Origin of the sequence: Sphingopyxis sp. (assembly GCF_035998965.1) — a bacterium.
Classification (GTDB): Bacteria; Pseudomonadota; Alphaproteobacteria; order Sphingomonadales; family Sphingomonadaceae; genus Sphingopyxis.
In genome coordinates this window covers 116,263-132,233 of sequence record NZ_DASYHE010000060.1, presented here as the reverse complement: position 1 = coordinate 132,233, position 15,971 = coordinate 116,263, and the positions used below count along the sequence as shown (strand labels likewise).

20 protein-coding genes are annotated in these 15,971 nt (G+C 64.7%); 13 read left to right on the top strand and 7 right to left on the bottom strand.

Annotated features, from left to right (window positions below; all coding sequences use genetic code 11):
* The coding region (locus tag VGN68_RS11415; protein ID WP_327476737.1) for a UTP--glucose-1-phosphate uridylyltransferase at positions 1-655 on the top strand (655 nt) is incomplete at its 5' end.
* 186 nt (positions 656-841) lie between these two features.
* Here the strand turns inward: VGN68_RS11415 and aqpZ are convergent.
* Both aqpZ and VGN68_RS11405 read right to left on the bottom strand, forming a co-directional pair.
* The gene (gene aqpZ / locus VGN68_RS11410) at positions 842-1,567 is read right to left on the bottom strand and encodes an aquaporin Z (RefSeq protein WP_327476736.1); all 726 of its coding nucleotides are present in this window, start codon (positions 1,565-1,567) and stop codon (positions 842-844) included.
* 98 nt (positions 1,568-1,665) lie between these two features.
* Entirely contained in the window at positions 1,666-2,943 is a 1,278-nt protein-coding gene (locus VGN68_RS11405) for a methyl-accepting chemotaxis protein (RefSeq protein WP_327476735.1), read from the bottom strand.
* 205 nt (positions 2,944-3,148) lie between these two features.
* Between VGN68_RS11405 and VGN68_RS11400 the strand changes: the two genes are divergently transcribed.
* Entirely contained in the window at positions 3,149-3,454 is a 306-nt protein-coding gene (locus VGN68_RS11400) for a hypothetical protein (protein ID WP_327476734.1), read from the top strand.
* A 149-nt stretch (positions 3,455-3,603) separates the two neighbouring features.
* Here the strand turns inward: VGN68_RS11400 and VGN68_RS11395 are convergent, their stop codons facing one another.
* A complete protein-coding gene (locus VGN68_RS11395) occupies positions 3,604-4,272 on the bottom strand; it encodes a S24 family peptidase (protein WP_327476732.1) in 669 nt (222 codons plus the stop codon).
* Between the two features lie 127 nt (positions 4,273-4,399).
* Here VGN68_RS11395 and VGN68_RS11390 point away from each other — a divergent pair, with 127 nt between their 5' ends.
* A complete protein-coding gene (locus VGN68_RS11390) occupies positions 4,400-4,663 on the top strand; it encodes a hypothetical protein (protein ID WP_327476730.1) in 264 nt (87 codons plus the stop codon).
* The gene (locus VGN68_RS11385; protein ID WP_327476729.1) at positions 4,660-4,986 is read left to right on the top strand and encodes a hypothetical protein; all 327 of its coding nucleotides are present in this window, start codon (positions 4,660-4,662) and stop codon (positions 4,984-4,986) included. The genes VGN68_RS11390 and VGN68_RS11385 overlap by 4 nt, the downstream gene beginning before the upstream one ends.
* A gap of 11 nt (positions 4,987-4,997) precedes the next feature.
* On the opposite strand, the gene VGN68_RS11380 is transcribed toward VGN68_RS11385, so the two are convergent.
* Both VGN68_RS11380 and VGN68_RS11375 read right to left on the bottom strand, forming a co-directional pair.
* Positions 4,998-5,825: a hypothetical protein gene (locus tag VGN68_RS11380; protein ID WP_327476728.1), complete on the bottom strand. Its 828-nt coding sequence runs from the start codon at positions 5,823-5,825 to the stop codon at positions 4,998-5,000.
* A gap of 59 nt (positions 5,826-5,884) precedes the next feature.
* Complete coding sequence (locus VGN68_RS11375) at positions 5,885-7,093, bottom strand: TIGR04063 family PEP-CTERM/XrtA system glycosyltransferase (protein WP_327476727.1); 1,209 nt, start codon at positions 7,091-7,093, stop codon at positions 5,885-5,887.
* A 65-nt stretch (positions 7,094-7,158) separates the two neighbouring features.
* Here VGN68_RS11375 and VGN68_RS11370 point away from each other — a divergent pair, with 65 nt between their 5' ends.
* The 8 genes from VGN68_RS11370 (at position 7,159) to VGN68_RS11335 (ending at position 13,765) form a co-directional block, all read left to right on the top strand.
* Positions 7,159-7,314, top strand: coding sequence for a hypothetical protein (locus VGN68_RS11370; RefSeq protein ID WP_327476726.1), 156 nt, complete (start codon positions 7,159-7,161; stop codon positions 7,312-7,314).
* Positions 7,307-8,689, top strand: coding sequence for a putative O-glycosylation ligase, exosortase A system-associated (locus VGN68_RS11365; RefSeq protein WP_327476725.1), 1,383 nt, complete (start codon positions 7,307-7,309; stop codon positions 8,687-8,689). Before VGN68_RS11370 ends, VGN68_RS11365 begins: the two co-directional genes overlap by 8 nt.
* A gap of 37 nt (positions 8,690-8,726) precedes the next feature.
* Positions 8,727-9,737, top strand: coding sequence for a DNA topoisomerase IB (locus VGN68_RS11360; protein WP_327476724.1), 1,011 nt, complete (start codon positions 8,727-8,729; stop codon positions 9,735-9,737).
* Positions 9,738-9,759: 22 nt separating this feature from the next.
* On the top strand, positions 9,760-10,968 hold the full coding sequence (locus VGN68_RS11355; RefSeq protein ID WP_327476722.1) for a mechanosensitive ion channel family protein: 1,209 nt from the start codon (positions 9,760-9,762) through the stop codon (positions 10,966-10,968).
* 94 nt (positions 10,969-11,062) lie between these two features.
* Positions 11,063-11,521: a MaoC family dehydratase gene (locus tag VGN68_RS11350; protein ID WP_293700170.1), complete on the top strand. Its 459-nt coding sequence runs from the start codon at positions 11,063-11,065 to the stop codon at positions 11,519-11,521.
* A 159-nt stretch (positions 11,522-11,680) separates the two neighbouring features.
* Positions 11,681-12,862, top strand: a complete 1,182-nt coding sequence (locus VGN68_RS11345; protein ID WP_327476718.1) for an acetyl-CoA C-acyltransferase — start codon at positions 11,681-11,683, stop codon at positions 12,860-12,862.
* Between the two features lies 1 nt (position 12,863).
* Positions 12,864-13,460: a carboxymuconolactone decarboxylase family protein gene (locus VGN68_RS11340; RefSeq protein WP_327476716.1), complete on the top strand. Its 597-nt coding sequence runs from the start codon at positions 12,864-12,866 to the stop codon at positions 13,458-13,460.
* Positions 13,461-13,477: 17 nt separating this feature from the next.
* On the top strand, positions 13,478-13,765 hold the full coding sequence (locus VGN68_RS11335; RefSeq protein WP_327476714.1) for a putative quinol monooxygenase: 288 nt from the start codon (positions 13,478-13,480) through the stop codon (positions 13,763-13,765).
* A gap of 261 nt (positions 13,766-14,026) precedes the next feature.
* Here the strand turns inward: VGN68_RS11335 and soxR are convergent, their stop codons facing one another.
* Complete coding sequence (soxR, locus tag VGN68_RS11330) at positions 14,027-14,497, bottom strand: redox-sensitive transcriptional activator SoxR (protein WP_327476712.1); 471 nt, start codon at positions 14,495-14,497, stop codon at positions 14,027-14,029.
* A 167-nt stretch (positions 14,498-14,664) separates the two neighbouring features.
* Here soxR and VGN68_RS11325 point away from each other — a divergent pair, with 167 nt between their 5' ends.
* Entirely contained in the window at positions 14,665-15,111 is a 447-nt protein-coding gene (locus VGN68_RS11325; RefSeq protein ID WP_327476710.1) for a VOC family protein, read from the top strand.
* A gap of 58 nt (positions 15,112-15,169) precedes the next feature.
* Here the strand turns inward: VGN68_RS11325 and VGN68_RS11320 are convergent, their stop codons facing one another.
* Positions 15,170-15,949, bottom strand: a complete 780-nt coding sequence (locus VGN68_RS11320) for a transglutaminase family protein (protein WP_327476708.1) — start codon at positions 15,947-15,949, stop codon at positions 15,170-15,172.
* Between the last annotated feature and the right edge of the window lie 22 nt (positions 15,950-15,971).

Genomic DNA, 15,971 nt, shown 5'->3' with positions numbered 1-15,971 from the left:
CGCGTTCGAGCTGGAAAAGACGATGTCCGAACGCGGCAAGGATCTGTCGGTGCTGGAACCGACGCGGCTTGGTCCCGGCAATTGCGCCTATGTCCGCCAGCAGGAGCCGCTCGGGCTCGGCCACGCAATCTGGTGCGCGCGCGCGATCGTCGGCGACGAACCCTTTGCGATCTTCCTGCCCGACGAGTTCATGCATGGGTCGCCCGGCTGCATGAAGCAGATGGTCGATGCCTATAACCAGGTGGGCGGCAATCTGATTTCGGTGCTCGAAGTGCCGCGCGACCAAGTGTCCTCCTATGGCGTGATCGCCCCCGGCGCGCGCGACGGGTCGCTGACCGAGGTCAAGGGGCTGGTCGAAAAGCCGTCGGTGGCCGACGCGCCGTCGAACCTGATCATCTCGGGCCGCTATATCCTCCAGCCCGAAGTGATGCGCGTGCTGGAGGGGCAGGAAAAGGGCGCGGGCGGCGAGATCCAGCTGACCGACGCAATGGCGACGATGATCGGTACCCAGCCGTTCCACGCGGTGACGTTCGACGGCGCGCGGTACGACTGCGGGTCGAAGGCGGGCTATATCCAGGCCAATCTGGCCGTCGCACTGCAACGCCCCGACATCGCCGCCGAAGTCCGTGCGTTTGCGGTCGATTTGTTGAAATAACTGCCGTCCGTTCATCGGGGACCGCCCCTGTTCAGAGCATGATCAGATCAGTTTATTTCGTTCGTCATTGCGAGCGAAGCGAAGCAATCCAGAGCGGTTTACGTCACTCTGGATTGCCGCGTCGCTTCGCTCCTCGCAATGACGGTTCAAAATGAAATCACCGGACATTGACGGTCGGCGGTTTCGTTATTCGCCCTCGATATTCGGTTTCGCGAAGGTGTCGGCGCCCAGCGTCTTGTAGAGCAGGCCGCCGACCGCGCCGCCAATCAACGGGGCGAGCCAGAACAGCCACAGTTGCTGGATCGCCAGCCCGCCGACCACCAGCGCCGGGCCAGTGCTGCGCGCCGGATTGACCGAGGTGTTGGTGACCGGAATCGAGATCAGGTGGATCAGCGTCAGCGCGAGGCCGATCGCCAGCGGCGCAAAGCCCGCGGGCGCGCGGCCATCGGTCGATCCCATGATGATCCACAGGAAGAAGGCGGTCAGCACGATCTCGATGATGAAGCCCGACCATATGTCGTAGCCACCCGGCGATCCGGCATCAAAACCATTGGCCGCAAGCCCGTTGGTCGCCAGATCATAGGCGGGAGTGCCGCTGGCGATATAGAACAGCAGGAACGCCGCGATGACCGCACCGACCACTTGCGCGCCGACATAGAGCGGGATGTCGCGCGCATCGAAGCGCCCGCCCGCCCACAGCCCGACGGTGACCGCGGGGTTGAGATGGCAACCCGAGATATGGCCGATCGCATAGGCCATGGTGACGACCGTCAGGCCGAAGGCGAGCGACACGCCGAGCAATCCGATGCCGACATCTGGAAACGCCGCCGCCAGCACCGCGCTGCCACAGCCGCCGAAGACAAGCCAGAAAGTGCCGATCAACTCGGCCAAGCCTTTTTGCATATTGGTCATATGACCCTCCTCCCCACCGGTGGCCATGGACGCCCCCGGCGCCCGGCCATCCTATCAGGGCCGGGCGAGCGAGCAAGTCTTTGCAGCGGTGCCGGATTTCACGCGGCGGCGACCGCTTCGACGAAGTGGCGCGCGCGTTGGTCGAGCGAGCGAGCGGCCTCCGACAGTCCTGCCGACAACTCGCCCAGCGCCTGCGCGCCATCGCCGACCGCACTGGCGCCCTGCCCGATTTCCTGGACGCGATAGTCGATCTCGCGGCCCGCCGACACCGCCTGCTCGACGTAGCTCGCGATCATCAGCGTGGTCGCGCTCTGCCCATCGACGGCGCGGTCGATCGCATCGGAGAAGCCGTTATTGGCGTCGATTGCCTTTTCCACCTCGGCAAAGCCGGCCGCCACCTGACCGACGATGTCGCGAATCCGGTCGACATATTGGGTGATGTCGCCTGCCGCCGACCGCGTCTGGCTGGCCAGCGTCTTCACTTCCGCCGCCACCACGGCAAAGCCGCGCCCGGCCTCTCCCGCGTGCGCCGCTTCGATCCCGGCGTTGAGCGCCAGCATGTTGGTGCGGCTCGCCATGTCGATGATCAGCGCCAGCATCTGTTCGATCGACTGGCTCGCCGCCTTGAGCGCCTCGGCCCGCTCGCCCGCTTGTTGGACCTTGCGATGCGCCTCGCCGCGAATGGCGCGGGCGCGCGAGCCATCGTCGACGATCTTTGCCATCGTCGCCGCCAGCGCGTGGCCGCGGTCGCCGAGCTCGTGCAGCCCTGTCAGTGTTTGCGCCGTGGCCCCCGCCACCGTCACCGCGTCACGCCCCGTCTGCCGCGCACGATCGGACAGGGTGGCGGCAAATGATTCGACCTGATGCGCCATGTCAGACAACACCGCGGTAAGCGCCGTAATCTCTTGTTGAAACCGGCGCCCGGCGTCGTCGATCTTTGTCGCGCGCGCCGCGCCCTCGCGCGCCAGTTCGACGTCGCGCAACATCGCCAGCTTGGCGAGCTGGCCGCTGTCGAGGGTCTCGACAAAGCGGCCGCGGTCGACAAGAATCAACTCACCGCGCCCCTGCCCGTCTGCCGCGATGCGCAGCAGGTCGGCGGTCGATTTCGCCAGATCGGCGGTGGGGCAAGGTTCGATCATCGACGCGATCGATCCACCGATCGTCGGGTTCTGCATCAGCGAGAACCAGAAGGGGCAAAAGAGCAGTTCGCGCACCCGCTGTTCGCGAATGACGCCGATTGGGCGGGCGTTCGCATCGAGCACCGCCAGCGCGCGCAAATCGGGATTGCCGCGGAACAGGTCGATGACCTGTGCCATATGGGCGTCGGCGGCGACCGCGGCGGCGTGACCCGACGATGGTGGCAGGATGTGATCCATGGAAGGCGGGGTCTCTCTTGGCGCGGCGATTGATCGTTCACCGCTCGACCTAAGCGCAGTCGGTAAACACCGCTTTAACCATTTGTTTCAATGTTGTGACACCGGGCCGCACAGCAGCGGCAGGATATCGCAATATCCTGTTCAGATCGCGCCCGCTATGCAAAGAGGCGGTCGGCCACCCCGGTGGCGGGGTCAGGAGAAGTTTATGCGTATCATGATCATCGCCCTGGCGGCGCTCCCGTTGCTCACCGGCTGCTTCAGTGCGGTCAAAACGGTCGTCACCGCACCGGTCAAAGCGGTCGGACAGGTCGCCGACTGGACAACCACCAGCCAGGACGAGGCCGATCGCAACCGCGGCCGCGAAATGCGCAAACGCGAAGAACAGTTGGGCAAACTGTCGCGCCAGAGGGACAAGGCGGCCGAGAAATGCCGCGACGGTAATGCCGAGCAATGCCAGCGCGCCGAAGTCCTGGACCATGAAATCGACGCGGTGATGGCCGAGCCTTATTGATTTGAAGATGGCCGAGGTTCTCAGCCGTTCCTCAAATTCCGTTCGTGTCGAGCGAAGTCGAGACACCTTTCGACGCAGCGCCTAGCCCGAGGGGTGTCTCGACTTCGCTCGACACGAACGGGAACAGAGGGTTCACCCCAACGTCGCGCTTACCGCACCCTACGCCCCGTCCACACGACGCGGCCGACCAGTTGCACCGACGTCATCGGCAGGTCGTCCCAGCTGCGGTAATGCGGATTGTCGCTGATCACCGAAATGCGGCCCGGCCCCGGCGCACGGGCGATGCGTTTGACCATCAGCACATCGTCCATGCGCAGCACATAGATGCCATCGCGCAGCCGCGCCGCGGCGTCGCCGCCGTCGACCAATATGTCGTCGCCATCGTCCAGCGTCGGCGCCATCGAGTCGCCCTCGACCCGGATGATGCTGAGCGCGCGCGGATCGGCGCCGAGGTCGCGCAGCCATTTGGGATCGAACGCGACCTCGCCCTCCACCGGCTCGCCTTCGACGCTGGCCCCCGCGCCCGCCGAGGCGCCGATCGCCAGCTTGGGGACCAGGATCATCCCCGGACCGCGCATCCGCGCCGGGGTCGCGACGCGCTGCACCGGACCGCCGAGCAAGGCTTCGGACACCCCCAGATAGGCGGCGATCCGCGCCCGGTCCTGTTCGGCGAGCCGCCGCGGCGACCCGCGCTTGATATATTGCTGGATATAGGCGGGGTTGCGCCCGATGACCTGCGACAGGCGCGCATAGTCGATGCCCTTGTCGGTCAAGAGGCGGTCGAGCGCGGCGCGCGGATCGGCAACATGGTCGCTCATGGACTAGTCCTTCCTATTTCGTTCCTAGCAAGCGGAATTTTCCTAGACAAGTAGGAAAACGAGCCCCAGATAGGAATTATCCTATCGGGTGAGTCGCCCGGTTGTCGACGCGGTCAGGGAGGAAAATATGGAGCGCACCTTGTTGCAACGGATCGATGCCTTTTTGAAGGAATCGGCGATGCCGCCGACCGTGTTCGGCCGCGCCGCGGTGCGCGATCCGAAGCTGGTGAGCGATTTGCGCGGCGGTCGCGAACCCGGCGGCCAACTGATATGTCGCGTGGAACATTTCATGAACAAATGGCGTGCCGAGCGTCATGCGGGCCGGATTGCGCCGCAGGGCGACAGGCGGACACGGACCTTTCGCCAATCTGCCAAGGGAGCGCAGGCGTGACGCGCTGGTCGCCCGCCGTGTCGCGCCGCCCCGGTTGCCCGCACCGCCGTTTGCGACACCTGCTTGCGGGCGAATTGCCGACGGGGCTGGCAATCGGCGCATCGACATTCCGGCCGTGGGCAAGCGCGAATTTCGTCGGCGCGCGCCACATCTTTCCGTGCGCGCTGGCGGTGGGTGACGCCGAAGCGGTCTGCGCCGCGCTACAGAGCGATTTGAGCGCGGCCGAATGGGCGCTGCCCGGGCATGTCGTTGCCGATGTCGTGGTCGAATGCGGCGGGGCGCCCGATGCATTGCAGATCGAAATTCTGACGGTGGAGGATTGAGCGTGGGGACGCTAGCCCACCGACTGGCGTGTCATCCGTTGCAGGGTGCTGAGCGCGGCTTCGAGGGCGAAATCGACTTCGGGTTCCGGTTCGAGGGCGGCACCGTCTGGCGCCGTCATTTCGTCGGTCGCGGTCGGTTCGCGGCGGCGGGCCAGACCCGCTTCGAGCCGCGCGACCATCGCGCCGAGCGAATTGTCGGAGGCGGCGGACAGCGGCTTTGCCGTCATCTGGGCGGGTTGCAGCCAGGGTTCCTCGCCAGCGGCATGGTCTTCAGGCGCAAGATCGGCGAGCACCAGCTCGTCGGTATTTTGCTCGGCAAATTCGTCGAGCCACAGATCGGCTTCGGCGCTGTGATCCGCAACCTCGGCATTCAGCGGCCCCAGCCCGCCCGCGGGGAGATCGCGGCCAGCGCGGATTGGCGGGCGCAGCGGATCGTCAGGATGGCGATCGACGCGGCGGCGGCGCGTCCAAAAGACGTCGCTATCCTCGTCGAGATCTGCCGCGGCTTCGCGGCGGAAGCGGCCGCGCAGCGAGGAAAGACCCGCCGCTTCGGGCTGCGCGATCAGCAGCGCCACCAGCCCGGCGATCAGCGAAGCGATTGCGGCCATGCCAAGCGCCAGGATCAGCCGCGCAGCATTGCCGACCGGCGGGACAAAATAGTCCGACAGGCGATCAAGATAGAGGTTCCAAGCGATCCCCGCGACCCACGACATCGGCATGACTGCCGCGAACAGAAAGGTCAGCGCCGCGGCGCCGATTACCGCGGGCATGGCGGGGCGCAGCGCGCGAAGGAGCGCGCTGGCTTTGCCGTGGCCGGGGTTGTCGCTGGTCTCGTCCATATCGTCCAATTCCGTGCGGCCCGCGCGGGGCTAAAATCTCGTTATTTCGGGCAGCGCGCTCAGGCGGCGCCGCGCAGCAATCGCTGGTAAACCGGCTCGTAACGTAAAATGTTTGATGACCAGTTACGATGGGTCTCGACAAAAATACGTGCGGTGCGCCTTCGTTCTGCCCAAATCCCCTGATTTTCGAGCAGCTTCGCCAGCGCATCGGTGATCGCTTCGGGATTGTCGGGAGCGAATAGCGTGCCGGTGACGCCATCCTCGATCAATTCCCGGTGGCCGCCGACATCGGACGCCGCGACGAGCTTGCCCTGCGCCATCGCTTCGAGGGGTTTGAGCGGGGTGACGAGGTCGGTCAGCCGCATTTTCTTGCGCGGGTAAGCGAGAATATCGATCAGCGAATAATATCGCTCGACCTCCTGATGCGGCACCCGCCCGACGAAATGGATTTGCGGAGCCGCAGAGGACGCCGCGGCCTGCGCCTTCAGCGCCGTCTCCATCGGCCCGCCGCCGACAAGCAGCAGCCGCGCTTTGGGCTGCGCCGCGACAAGCGCCGGCATCGCCGCGATCAGATCGTCGATCCCCTCATAATCATAAAAGCTGCCGATATAGCCGATCACCGCATCGTCGGCGGCGATCCCCAGCGTGTCCGCCAGCGCATCGTCGCGCGGCGGCGGATCGCCGAACAGGTCGAGATCGACGCCGTTGGGTGAGACGGTGATCTTGGCGGGATCGATGCCGCGCGCGATCAGATCGCCGCGCAGGCCTTCGCAGATCACCGCGACGGCATCGGCAGATTTCACGGCATGGGTTTCCAGCATTTTGGTGAGCCGATAGCGCAGGCTGCCTTCGCGCCCGGTGCCGTTGCCGACCGACGCGTCCTCCCAAAAAGCGCGAATTTCGTAGATCACCGGGATGCCGAGTTTCTTGCCGACGCGCAGCGCGGCGAGGCCGTCGAGCACCGGCGAATGGGCGTGCAGCACATCGGGCTGCCATTCGCGCGCCAGCGCCTCGACCCGCCGGGCCAGCGCACCGATTTCCCGCCATTCGTTGATGACCGGCATCGCGGGCGCGATCGGCGGGGTGCGGTAAAAGGCCAGGCCGTCGACAGTTTCGCCGTCCGGTCCTGGCTCGGGATGGCGAACGCCGGTGACCCCGGCAACATTCCACCCCTTCGCCGCCTGCGCCTTCATCAGCGCGCGGGTGCGAAAGGTATAGCCGCTGTGCGTCGGCAGGCTATGATCGAGAACGTGCAGGATGCGGGTCATGGGCCAGCGCTTTGACATACTAGCCTTAACGCAGCGTCAACCCCGATCGCGTAGCGGGAGCGGACATGGTCGACAATTTTTCCATCGGATTGACGCACGTCTTGATGGCGATTGCGCTCTGGCGCCTGCTGTACCGCGACGACCTCGACCGCGAAGTCAGCCCGCGTCTGCAATGGCAGCAGCGCCGCGACGCCGAACCGGACGACCACCGCGATGCGTGACATTGCGTTCGTCGCCTTTCTGTTCGCCTTTATCGGGATCGGCTTTCGCAAGCCGTTCCTGTTCGTGCTGTGCTTTTGCTACATCGACATCGTCGCGCCGCAGCGGCTGAGCTATTTCCTGATCAACTCGATCCCGATCTCGCTGATCGTCTTCGGGCTGGCGATCGTGGGGTGGCTCGCGATCGACGACAAGCGCGACACGCGCTGGTCGGGGCGGCAGGTGCTGCTGATCCTTCTGCTCGCCTATTGCGGCATGACCACGATGTCGGCCGATTTTCCGGTCGAGGCCGCCGACAAATGGAGCTGGGTGTGGAAGGCGCTGATTTGGGCGATCTTCCTGCCGCTGACCTTGCGCACCAAGCTGCGGATCGAAGCGCTGGCGTTGATCATGCTGCTCTCGGCGGCGTCGATTGCCATCGCCGGCGGAATCAAGACCGCGGCGGGCGGCGGCGGTTACGGGTCGCTGCAATTGCTGCTCAACGAAAATTTCGGGCTATACGAAGGGTCGATCATGTCGACGGTCGGCATCGCGATCATCCCGCTGATCCTGTGGTATCGCCGCCACGGCACGATCTTCACCCCTGATTGGCGCGTGTCGCTGTTCTGCTTTGCACTGTGCTTTGCCTGCATGTTGCTGCCGGTGGGGACGCAGGCGCGGACCGGGCTCGTCTGTCTTGCCGTGCTTGCGGTGCTGTCGCTGCGCGCGGTCAAGCACCGGGTGCTCTATATGGTCGGCGCGGGTCTGCTGGCGGTCGCTGCGGTGCCGTTCCTACCGCAAAGCTTTACCGAGCGGATGGAGACGATCCAGGGTTACAAGTCCGATCAGTCGGCCTCGACGCGCGTCGCGGTGTGGGCGTGGACCTGGGACTATGCCAAGGAAAACCCGTTCGGCGGCGGGTTCAACGCCTATATCCAGAACCGCCTGCGCGTCGAGACGACCGGATCGGGTTATGATCCCGACCGGCCGCAGCCGGGCGGCCCGACGGTCCATGAGGACGCGGCCCGTGCCTATCATTCCAGCTATTTCGAGATGCTGGGCGAACAGGGTTATCCGGGGCTGGCGCTGTGGCTGCTGCTACACATTGTCGGCATTGCCCAGATGGAGCGGCTGCGCCGCCGTTATCTGACGACGCGGCGGGGCGAGGAGCAATGGATCGCGCCGCTGGCGACGGCGCTCCAGCATGGCCACATCATCTATATGGTCGGGTCGTTGTTCGTCGGCATCGCGTTCCAGCCCTTCATCTACATGATGCTGGCGCTCGAAATCGGGCTATCGACCTATTGCCGCCGCCGCGAACAGGAGGCCGGATGGCGCCCGTTGATGGCACGTCCGGCGCAGGTTCCGACGCGCCATTCGCTCCCCGACGCGCGCTGACGCGGAACCAATCGGCGGGGCAGCGCGCTGTTGCCTTATGCCCGCCCCCCGCCTGATCCATGTCGACGACGGCCTGCCCGGCATCACTCGCGAACGCGTTGGCGAAGGGTGGCGGTATCGCGACACCAAGGGCCAGATCATCCGCGACCGCGTCGAGATCGCGCGGCTGAACGCGATCGCGCTGCCTCCGGCCTATGAGGATGCCTGGTTTTGCCCCGCCGCCAATGGCCATATCTTGGCCACCGGATATGACGCGCGCGGGCGCAAGCAATATCGCTATCATCCCGATTTCCGGCTGGCGCGCGAGGCCGACAAATATGATCGCTGCGCCGCGTTCGGCCACGCGCTGCCGCTGCTGCGCGTCCGACTGGTCGACGATCTGGCGCGGCGGACGCTGTGTCAGGAACGCGTCGTCGGTGCAGTGGTGCGCCTGCTCGACCTCGCGGCGCTGCGGGTCGGGAATGAGCAATATGTCGCGGCGAACAAGAGCTTTGGCGCGACAACCTTGCGCCAGCGGCACGCGAAGCTGAGCGGGCAGACGCTGCGGCTGAGTTACCGGGCCAAGGGCGGCGCGCAGCGGCAGGTGACAATCAGCGACCGCAATTTGACGACGCTGGTGCGGCGCCTGCAGGATTTGCCGGGGCAGAATCTGTTTCAGTATGAAGATGATGGCGCCGTTTGTGCGGTCGGGTCCGACGATGTGAACGCCTATATCCGCGGCGCAATGGGCGACGAATTCAGCGCCAAGCATTTCCGCACCTGGTCGGCCAGCGTCGAAGCCTTTTCGTTTCTCTATGACGCCCCCGAACCGCCGACGCTGAAAGCCATGCTGGAGCATGTCGCCGACCGGCTGGGCAACACCCCGGCCATCGCGCGCAAGGCCTATGTCCACCCGGCGATGATCGCGGCGGCGCAGGAGCGCGGTGATTTTGCCGCGGCGGCGGGACCGTTGCCGCGCGTGGCCAAATATCTTTCGCGTTACGAACGCGGATTTTTGGCCTATCTGGAGCGCGCGCCCGCCGCCGCGGCGTTGCTGCAATCCGCCTGACCTGCGACCCAAGAGGACCGACGTGACTTTCTCTATCCTTGCTGCCGCCCAGACCGCTGCCACCAAGACGGCGGTAAAGGCCACGCCAGTGCGCAACGACCCTATTGCCGACCTCCGCGACTGGTGGGACAGCAGCGTCGCATGGGTAAACAGCCACTGGCTGCAGATCGGCATCGCGATCGCGGCGGGTCTGGCGATCTATTTCCTGCTGTCGATGATCCGCGGCTTTGCGCTGAAACGCGCGCAGGCGACGCCGGGCGAGTTTACCCTGACCCACATCGTCGGGCGGGTGATCCACAAGACCAAATCCTTCGTGCTTGCGATCATCGCGGTGCGCATGGTCGCGGGCTATGCGCAGCCGCCCGCCGTCATCCTGCACATCATCCAGCTGATCTTTACCGTCGCTGTGGTGTTGCAGGTCGCGATTTGGGCGCGCGAAATCATCTTGGGCCTGATCCAGCGCCGAGCCTCGGACGGGCATAACGAGACGCTGTCGAATGCAATGGGGATCATCCGCCTGTTGATCAGCGTCGCGCTGTTCGCCATCGCCGGGATCGTCATCCTCGACAATATGGGGGTCAATGTCACCGGACTGGTCGCAGGTCTGGGCATCGGCGGCATCGCCATCGGCCTCGCCGCGCAGGGCATTTTTTCGGACCTGTTCGCGTCGCTGTCGATCATTTTCGACCGGCCGTTCCGCGTCGGCGAGACGATCAAATATGACACGAGTACCGCGACGGTCGAGCGCATTGGCCTCAAAAGCACGCGGCTGCGTTCACTCAACGGCGAATTGCTGGTCATTTCCAACACCAATTTGCTGGGCAAGGAGATCACCAACTTCGCACATCTCCACCGCCGCCGCATTACCTTCACCATCGGCGTTATCTATCAGACGACCCCGACGATGCTGCGCGATCTGCCCGCGTTGCTGGAGGAGCAGGTGGTAGCCGCGGGGCAGGAATTTATCCGGTCCAGCTTCCTGACCTTCGGCCCCTCCAGTCTGGATTTCGAATTGCTGTTCGATGTGTTCAGTGACGAATTCGATGTCGTCGCGGCGGCGCGCACCGATGTCGGCATCCGCGTGTTCGAGGCGATGGCGAAGGCGGGCTATGAATTTGCCTATCCGACGCAGACGACCTTCACCGCTGCCCCCGACGGTACGATGATCATGCCCTTTGCCGAGTCCCCGAAACCAAAGGCAAGCGCGGCGAAGACCGCCAAGCCAGGCTGACGCTACGGCGCCTTGGCATGACGGCTTGGGCCTTGTGCAACGCCTCCAGACAGGCCTAGAACGCGCCCCGAACCAATGATCGAGGGGATGAGCGATGGCCACAATCACGCCGCAGGAATTGCAGACCAAGGTCGGTGAGCATCTCGGGACATCCGATTGGGTGCTGGTCGATCAGGAGATGATCAACAAGTTCGCCGACGCCACCGGCGACCACCAGTTCATCCATGTCGACGAGGAAAAGGCCAAGCTGACGCCGTTCGGCGGCACGATCGCGCACGGCTTCCTCACGCTGTCGCTGATGCCGATGCTGGGCCAGAGCACCGACGGCCCCAAGGTCGGCGGCGTCAAGATGGGGGTCAATTACGGCTGCAACAAAGTCCGCTTTTTGTCGCCCGTCCGCTCGGGCAAGCGCGTGCGCAGCCACATCAAGCTGCTCGAGCTGGAGGAAAAGCGCCCCGGCCAGTGGCAACAGACCAATGAAGTGACGGTCGAGATCGAGGGCGAGGAAAAACCCGCCCTGATCGCCGAATGGATCAGCCAGTTTTTCGTTTGAAGTGACTAAGCCCCTCCCCTTCAGGGGAGGGGTTGGGGTGGGGTCCATCGACCTTGCGCAAGGCCTCTGGCCCCCACCCGCTGCGACTAGGCAGCAAGCTGCCAAGTCTCGCTGCCCTCCCCTGAAGGGGAGGGATTTGGGATTGTTAGGAGAAATATCATGCGTGACGCCGTCATCGTTTCCACCGCCCGCACCCCGCTGACCAAGGCGGGTCGCGGATCGTTCAACAACACCCTCGCGCCGACGCTGGGCGCTTACTCGGTCAAAGCCGCCGTCGAGCGCGCAGGCCTCGAAGGCGGCGAGATCGACGACGTCGTGTTCGGCGCCGCCATGCAGCAGGGATCGCAGACGATGAACGTCGCGCGCCTGATCGCGCTGCGTTCGGGCCTGCCTGTCACCGTCCCCGGCATGTCGATCGACCGTCAGTGCTCGTCGGGCCTGATGACGATCGCGACCGCGGCGAAGCAGATCATCGTCGATCGTCAGGACATCTGCGTCGCCGGCGGCATCGAGAGCATCTCGAAGGTCAGCGGCAGCGGCAAGGTGTTCGTCGAGACCGATGCCGAGCTGATCGCGATGCACAAGGACACCTATATGCCGATGATCGGCACCGCCGAGGTCGTCGCCAAGCGGTACAACATCAGCCGCGAAGCGCAGGACGAATACTCGCTCCAGTCGCAGCAGCGCACCGCCGCCGCGCAGGCCGCGGGCCTGTTTGCCGATGAAATCATCGCGTGCAACGCGACGATGGCCGTGATGGACAAGGAAACCAAGGAAGTCTCGTTCAAGGACGTGACCGCCGACAAGGACGAGTGCAACCGCGCCGACACCACGCTCGAAGGCCTGTCGAGCCTGAAGCCGGTGATGGGCGAGGGCCACACGATCACCGCGGGCAACGCCAGCCAGCTTGCCGACGGATCGTCGGCGTGCGTCGTGATGGAAGCCAAGGTCGCCGAGAAGCGCGGCCTGACCCCGCTGGGCCGCTATGTCGGCATGGCGGTCGCGGGCACCGAGCCTGACGAAATGGGCATCGGCCCGGTCTTCGCGATTCCCAAGCTGCTCGAACGCTTCGAGCTCAAGATGGACGACATCGGTCTGTGGGAACTCAACGAAGCCTTTGCAGTGCAGGTGCTCTATTGCCGCGACAAGCTCGGCATCCCCAATGAACTGCTCAACGTCAACGGCGGCTCGATCTCGATCGGTCACCCGTTCGGCATGACCGGCGCGCGCTGCGTCGGCCACGCGCTGCTCGAAGGCAAGCGCCGCGGCGTGAAATATGCCGTCGTCACGATGTGCATCGGCGGCGGCCAGGGCGCAGCGGGCCTGTTCGAGGTCTTCTGATTTGCGTTTAGACCACCCGCGCATCGAGCCGGTCGATCTCGACCGGCTCGATGCCGACCAGCGCGCCGCGCTGGCGCCGTTCCTTGCGTCCGGCGCCAACGTCGTGGGAGGCAAGGTCGGCGGCGGCAAGATCCTCAACATCTTCCGCACGCTGGCCCATGCGCCCAAGGCGCTCACCGCTTTCCTGGCTTGGGGCAATTATATCCTGTCGAAGCGCAATGCGCTGAGCCCGCGCGACCGCGAACTCGTCATCCTGCGCACCGGTTACAACTGCCGTTCGGGCTATGAGTGGACCCAGCACAAGCGCATCGGGCTCGACTGCGGTCTGACCGAAGCCGAGATTGCGCGGATCAAGGCAGGGCCGGATGCGGACGGCTGGAACGACCTCGACCGCACCATGCTGCGCGCCACCGACGAGCTGACCACCGATCATTTCGTCGCCGACGCGACCTGGGCGGCGCTCGCACCGCTCGGCGACAAGGGGCGGATGGATCTGGTGATGACGGTCGGCCAGTACACGCAAGTTTCGATGATTTTGAACAGTTTTGGCGTCCAGGTCGAAGACGGCTGGGACGTCGATCCCGACCTTCGCAAATAAACCAAGGAGAGAGAAACATGGCCATCGGCATCATCGCTACGCTGCGCGTCCAGCCCGGCAAGGAAGCGGAATTCGAAGGCGTGTTCGCCGAGTTGGCGTCCGCGGTCGCGGCGAATGAACCCGGCAACAGCTATTACAAGCTGTTCCGCGCCGGCGACGCGGGCGTCTACAAGGTGCTGGAATGTTATGATGACGAGGCGGCGGTCGACGCGCACCGCGCATCGGACCATTTCCGCAGCCTTGGCGCGAAGCTGGGTCCGTGTTTGGCGGGGGCGCCGGAGATTGAGAATTTAAGCGGGGTTTGAAGGCGGAAACGGCGGCTAACGACCGGAAGTGGGCATAGCCGATCCTCCCCCAACGGGGAGGGGGACCACCCGAAGGGTGGTGGAGGGGCACAGGCGGTTTACGTGGCGCCGGACAAAAAACACTGCTTCAACGGCGACCGTTCGGCGGTGCACTATCGCACCGGCAAGGCAAACCGATGGTGCCCCTCCACCAGCTTCGCTGGTCCCCCTCCCCGTTCCGGGGAGGATCAGCTACGTCCGCGCCCCACCCCAAAGCCGACCTCACCCCACCTCCGCAATCTCCGTTGCCCGATCCCCCAGCACATAGCGCGGCCCTGCCCCGCGCTGCGCGGCCTTGTCTTGCGCGTTGTACAGCCCGCATTTCTTCAGGCTCAAACACCCGCAGCCGATGCAGGTGCCGAGCAGTCTGCGCGTCCGTTCCAGCGCCGCGATCTGCCCGTCGATCCGTTCCCGCAATCCGGTGCTGATCCGCGTCCAGTCGGCCGCATTGGGTGTGCGTCCGGCGGGTAGCCGTCGCAGCTCGGCCGCAATCTCCTCCAGGCTCAGCCCCAGTTGCTGCGCGATCAGGATGAACGACACGCGGCGGATGTCGGCGCGGAGGAACCGGCGCTGGCCGCCACGGGTGCGCAGCGCCTCGACCAGCCCCTTCGCCTCGTAAAAGCGGATCGCCGACACCGCGACGCCGGTGCGCGCAGCGAGTTCGCCTATCGAAATCAGGTCGGTGCGATGCATCGATTGCTCCCTGTGCGGCCTGACGAACCAAGCGAAGCCAAGGCGGGTTACGCCTGATGTGGATCGCCGCGTCGCTGCGCTCCTCGCCATGACAACATTACTGCTTGATCTAAACCTGACTTGAGCTTCCAAAAGCAGCTGCGTCAACCCGAATCAGGAGTCAGAAATTGACGCATCCCTTTATCGAGCATGTCAACGTGACGGTCAGCGACCCCGATCGCAGCGCAGCGTTGCTGGCGGCCATTTTTGGCTGGCGCGAACGCTGGCGGGGTCCCGCGCATAACGGCGGGCCGGTGATCCATCTGGGCAGCGACAGCGCCTATGTGGCGCTCTACACCGGGCCGGACGGCGAACATCGGGGGGTTGCCCATGGTAAAGGCGCCCCGCTCAACCATATCGGCGTTCAGGTCGATGTTCTGGACGCCATTGAAACGCGCGTCATCGCCGCGGGTCTCGTCCCCCACTCACACGGCGACTATGAACCCGGTCGCCGCTTCTATTTCTTTGACCCCGACGGCATCGAATATGAGGTCGTCAGCTATGCCGAACGAACAGCCGTGCCTTACGACGCGGCACATGAGCGGCTGTCGCATTTGCATCTTGTTCTGAAATAATCGGACCAACGCGGGCAACGCGATGGACCGGGCGGCGGGGCCGCACCGGCGCTGACCGCTACCCGGCCGCCGCCACCGTCACCCGCTGGTTCAGCATCTCGATCTCGCCATAGGCGGTCAAAAAGCTGATGTCGGCGGCGTCACGGCCGACAGCGATCTTGGCCATCTCGCCTGCTTTCGCCATGCCCGTGGGATCGACCAGATGCCAGGCGCCACCCAGAAACACTTCAGCCACCGCATGGAAATCCTGCGGCTCGACGCCGAGCGCGTAGACGCTGACGATACGCGCCGGGATGGCCGCGGCCCGCGCCAGGCTGACCATCACATGCGCATAATCGCGGCAAACCCCCTGCCGTTCGACAAAGCTGTCGAGCGCGCCCGTTTCGGCGTCGCTCGACCCCGATACATAGGTGAAATGCGTTTCGATCCAGTCGCGCATCCGACCGATTTTGGCGCCGCCCTCGACATCGCCAAACTCGTCCTGGACGAAGTGGATGAATTTGTTCGCCGGGCAATAGCGCGATTCATTGAGATACTGGACCGTCTCGCCGGGCAGGCGGTGCATCGGCACCTTGTCCAGCGTGCGGTAATCGGTGAGGTCGCGCTGGATTTCGACCGTCGTGCGATAGCGCACGTTGAGTTCGCCGCCGCGGCGTAGCCAGATGCGGTCGCCGATCATGTCCTGCGCCGGAACGCGCGCGAAATACTCGCAGTCGCCGACGTCGAGCACGGCGTTCAGGATCAGTTGTTCGGGAATCGCCGCGGCTTCGATATGGAGCATCAGATCGACCGGATCGCCAAGGCGATAGTCGAGCGCGGCGGTGATTTCGAGTTTCATCGGTGGGTAACGCTCCAGAACG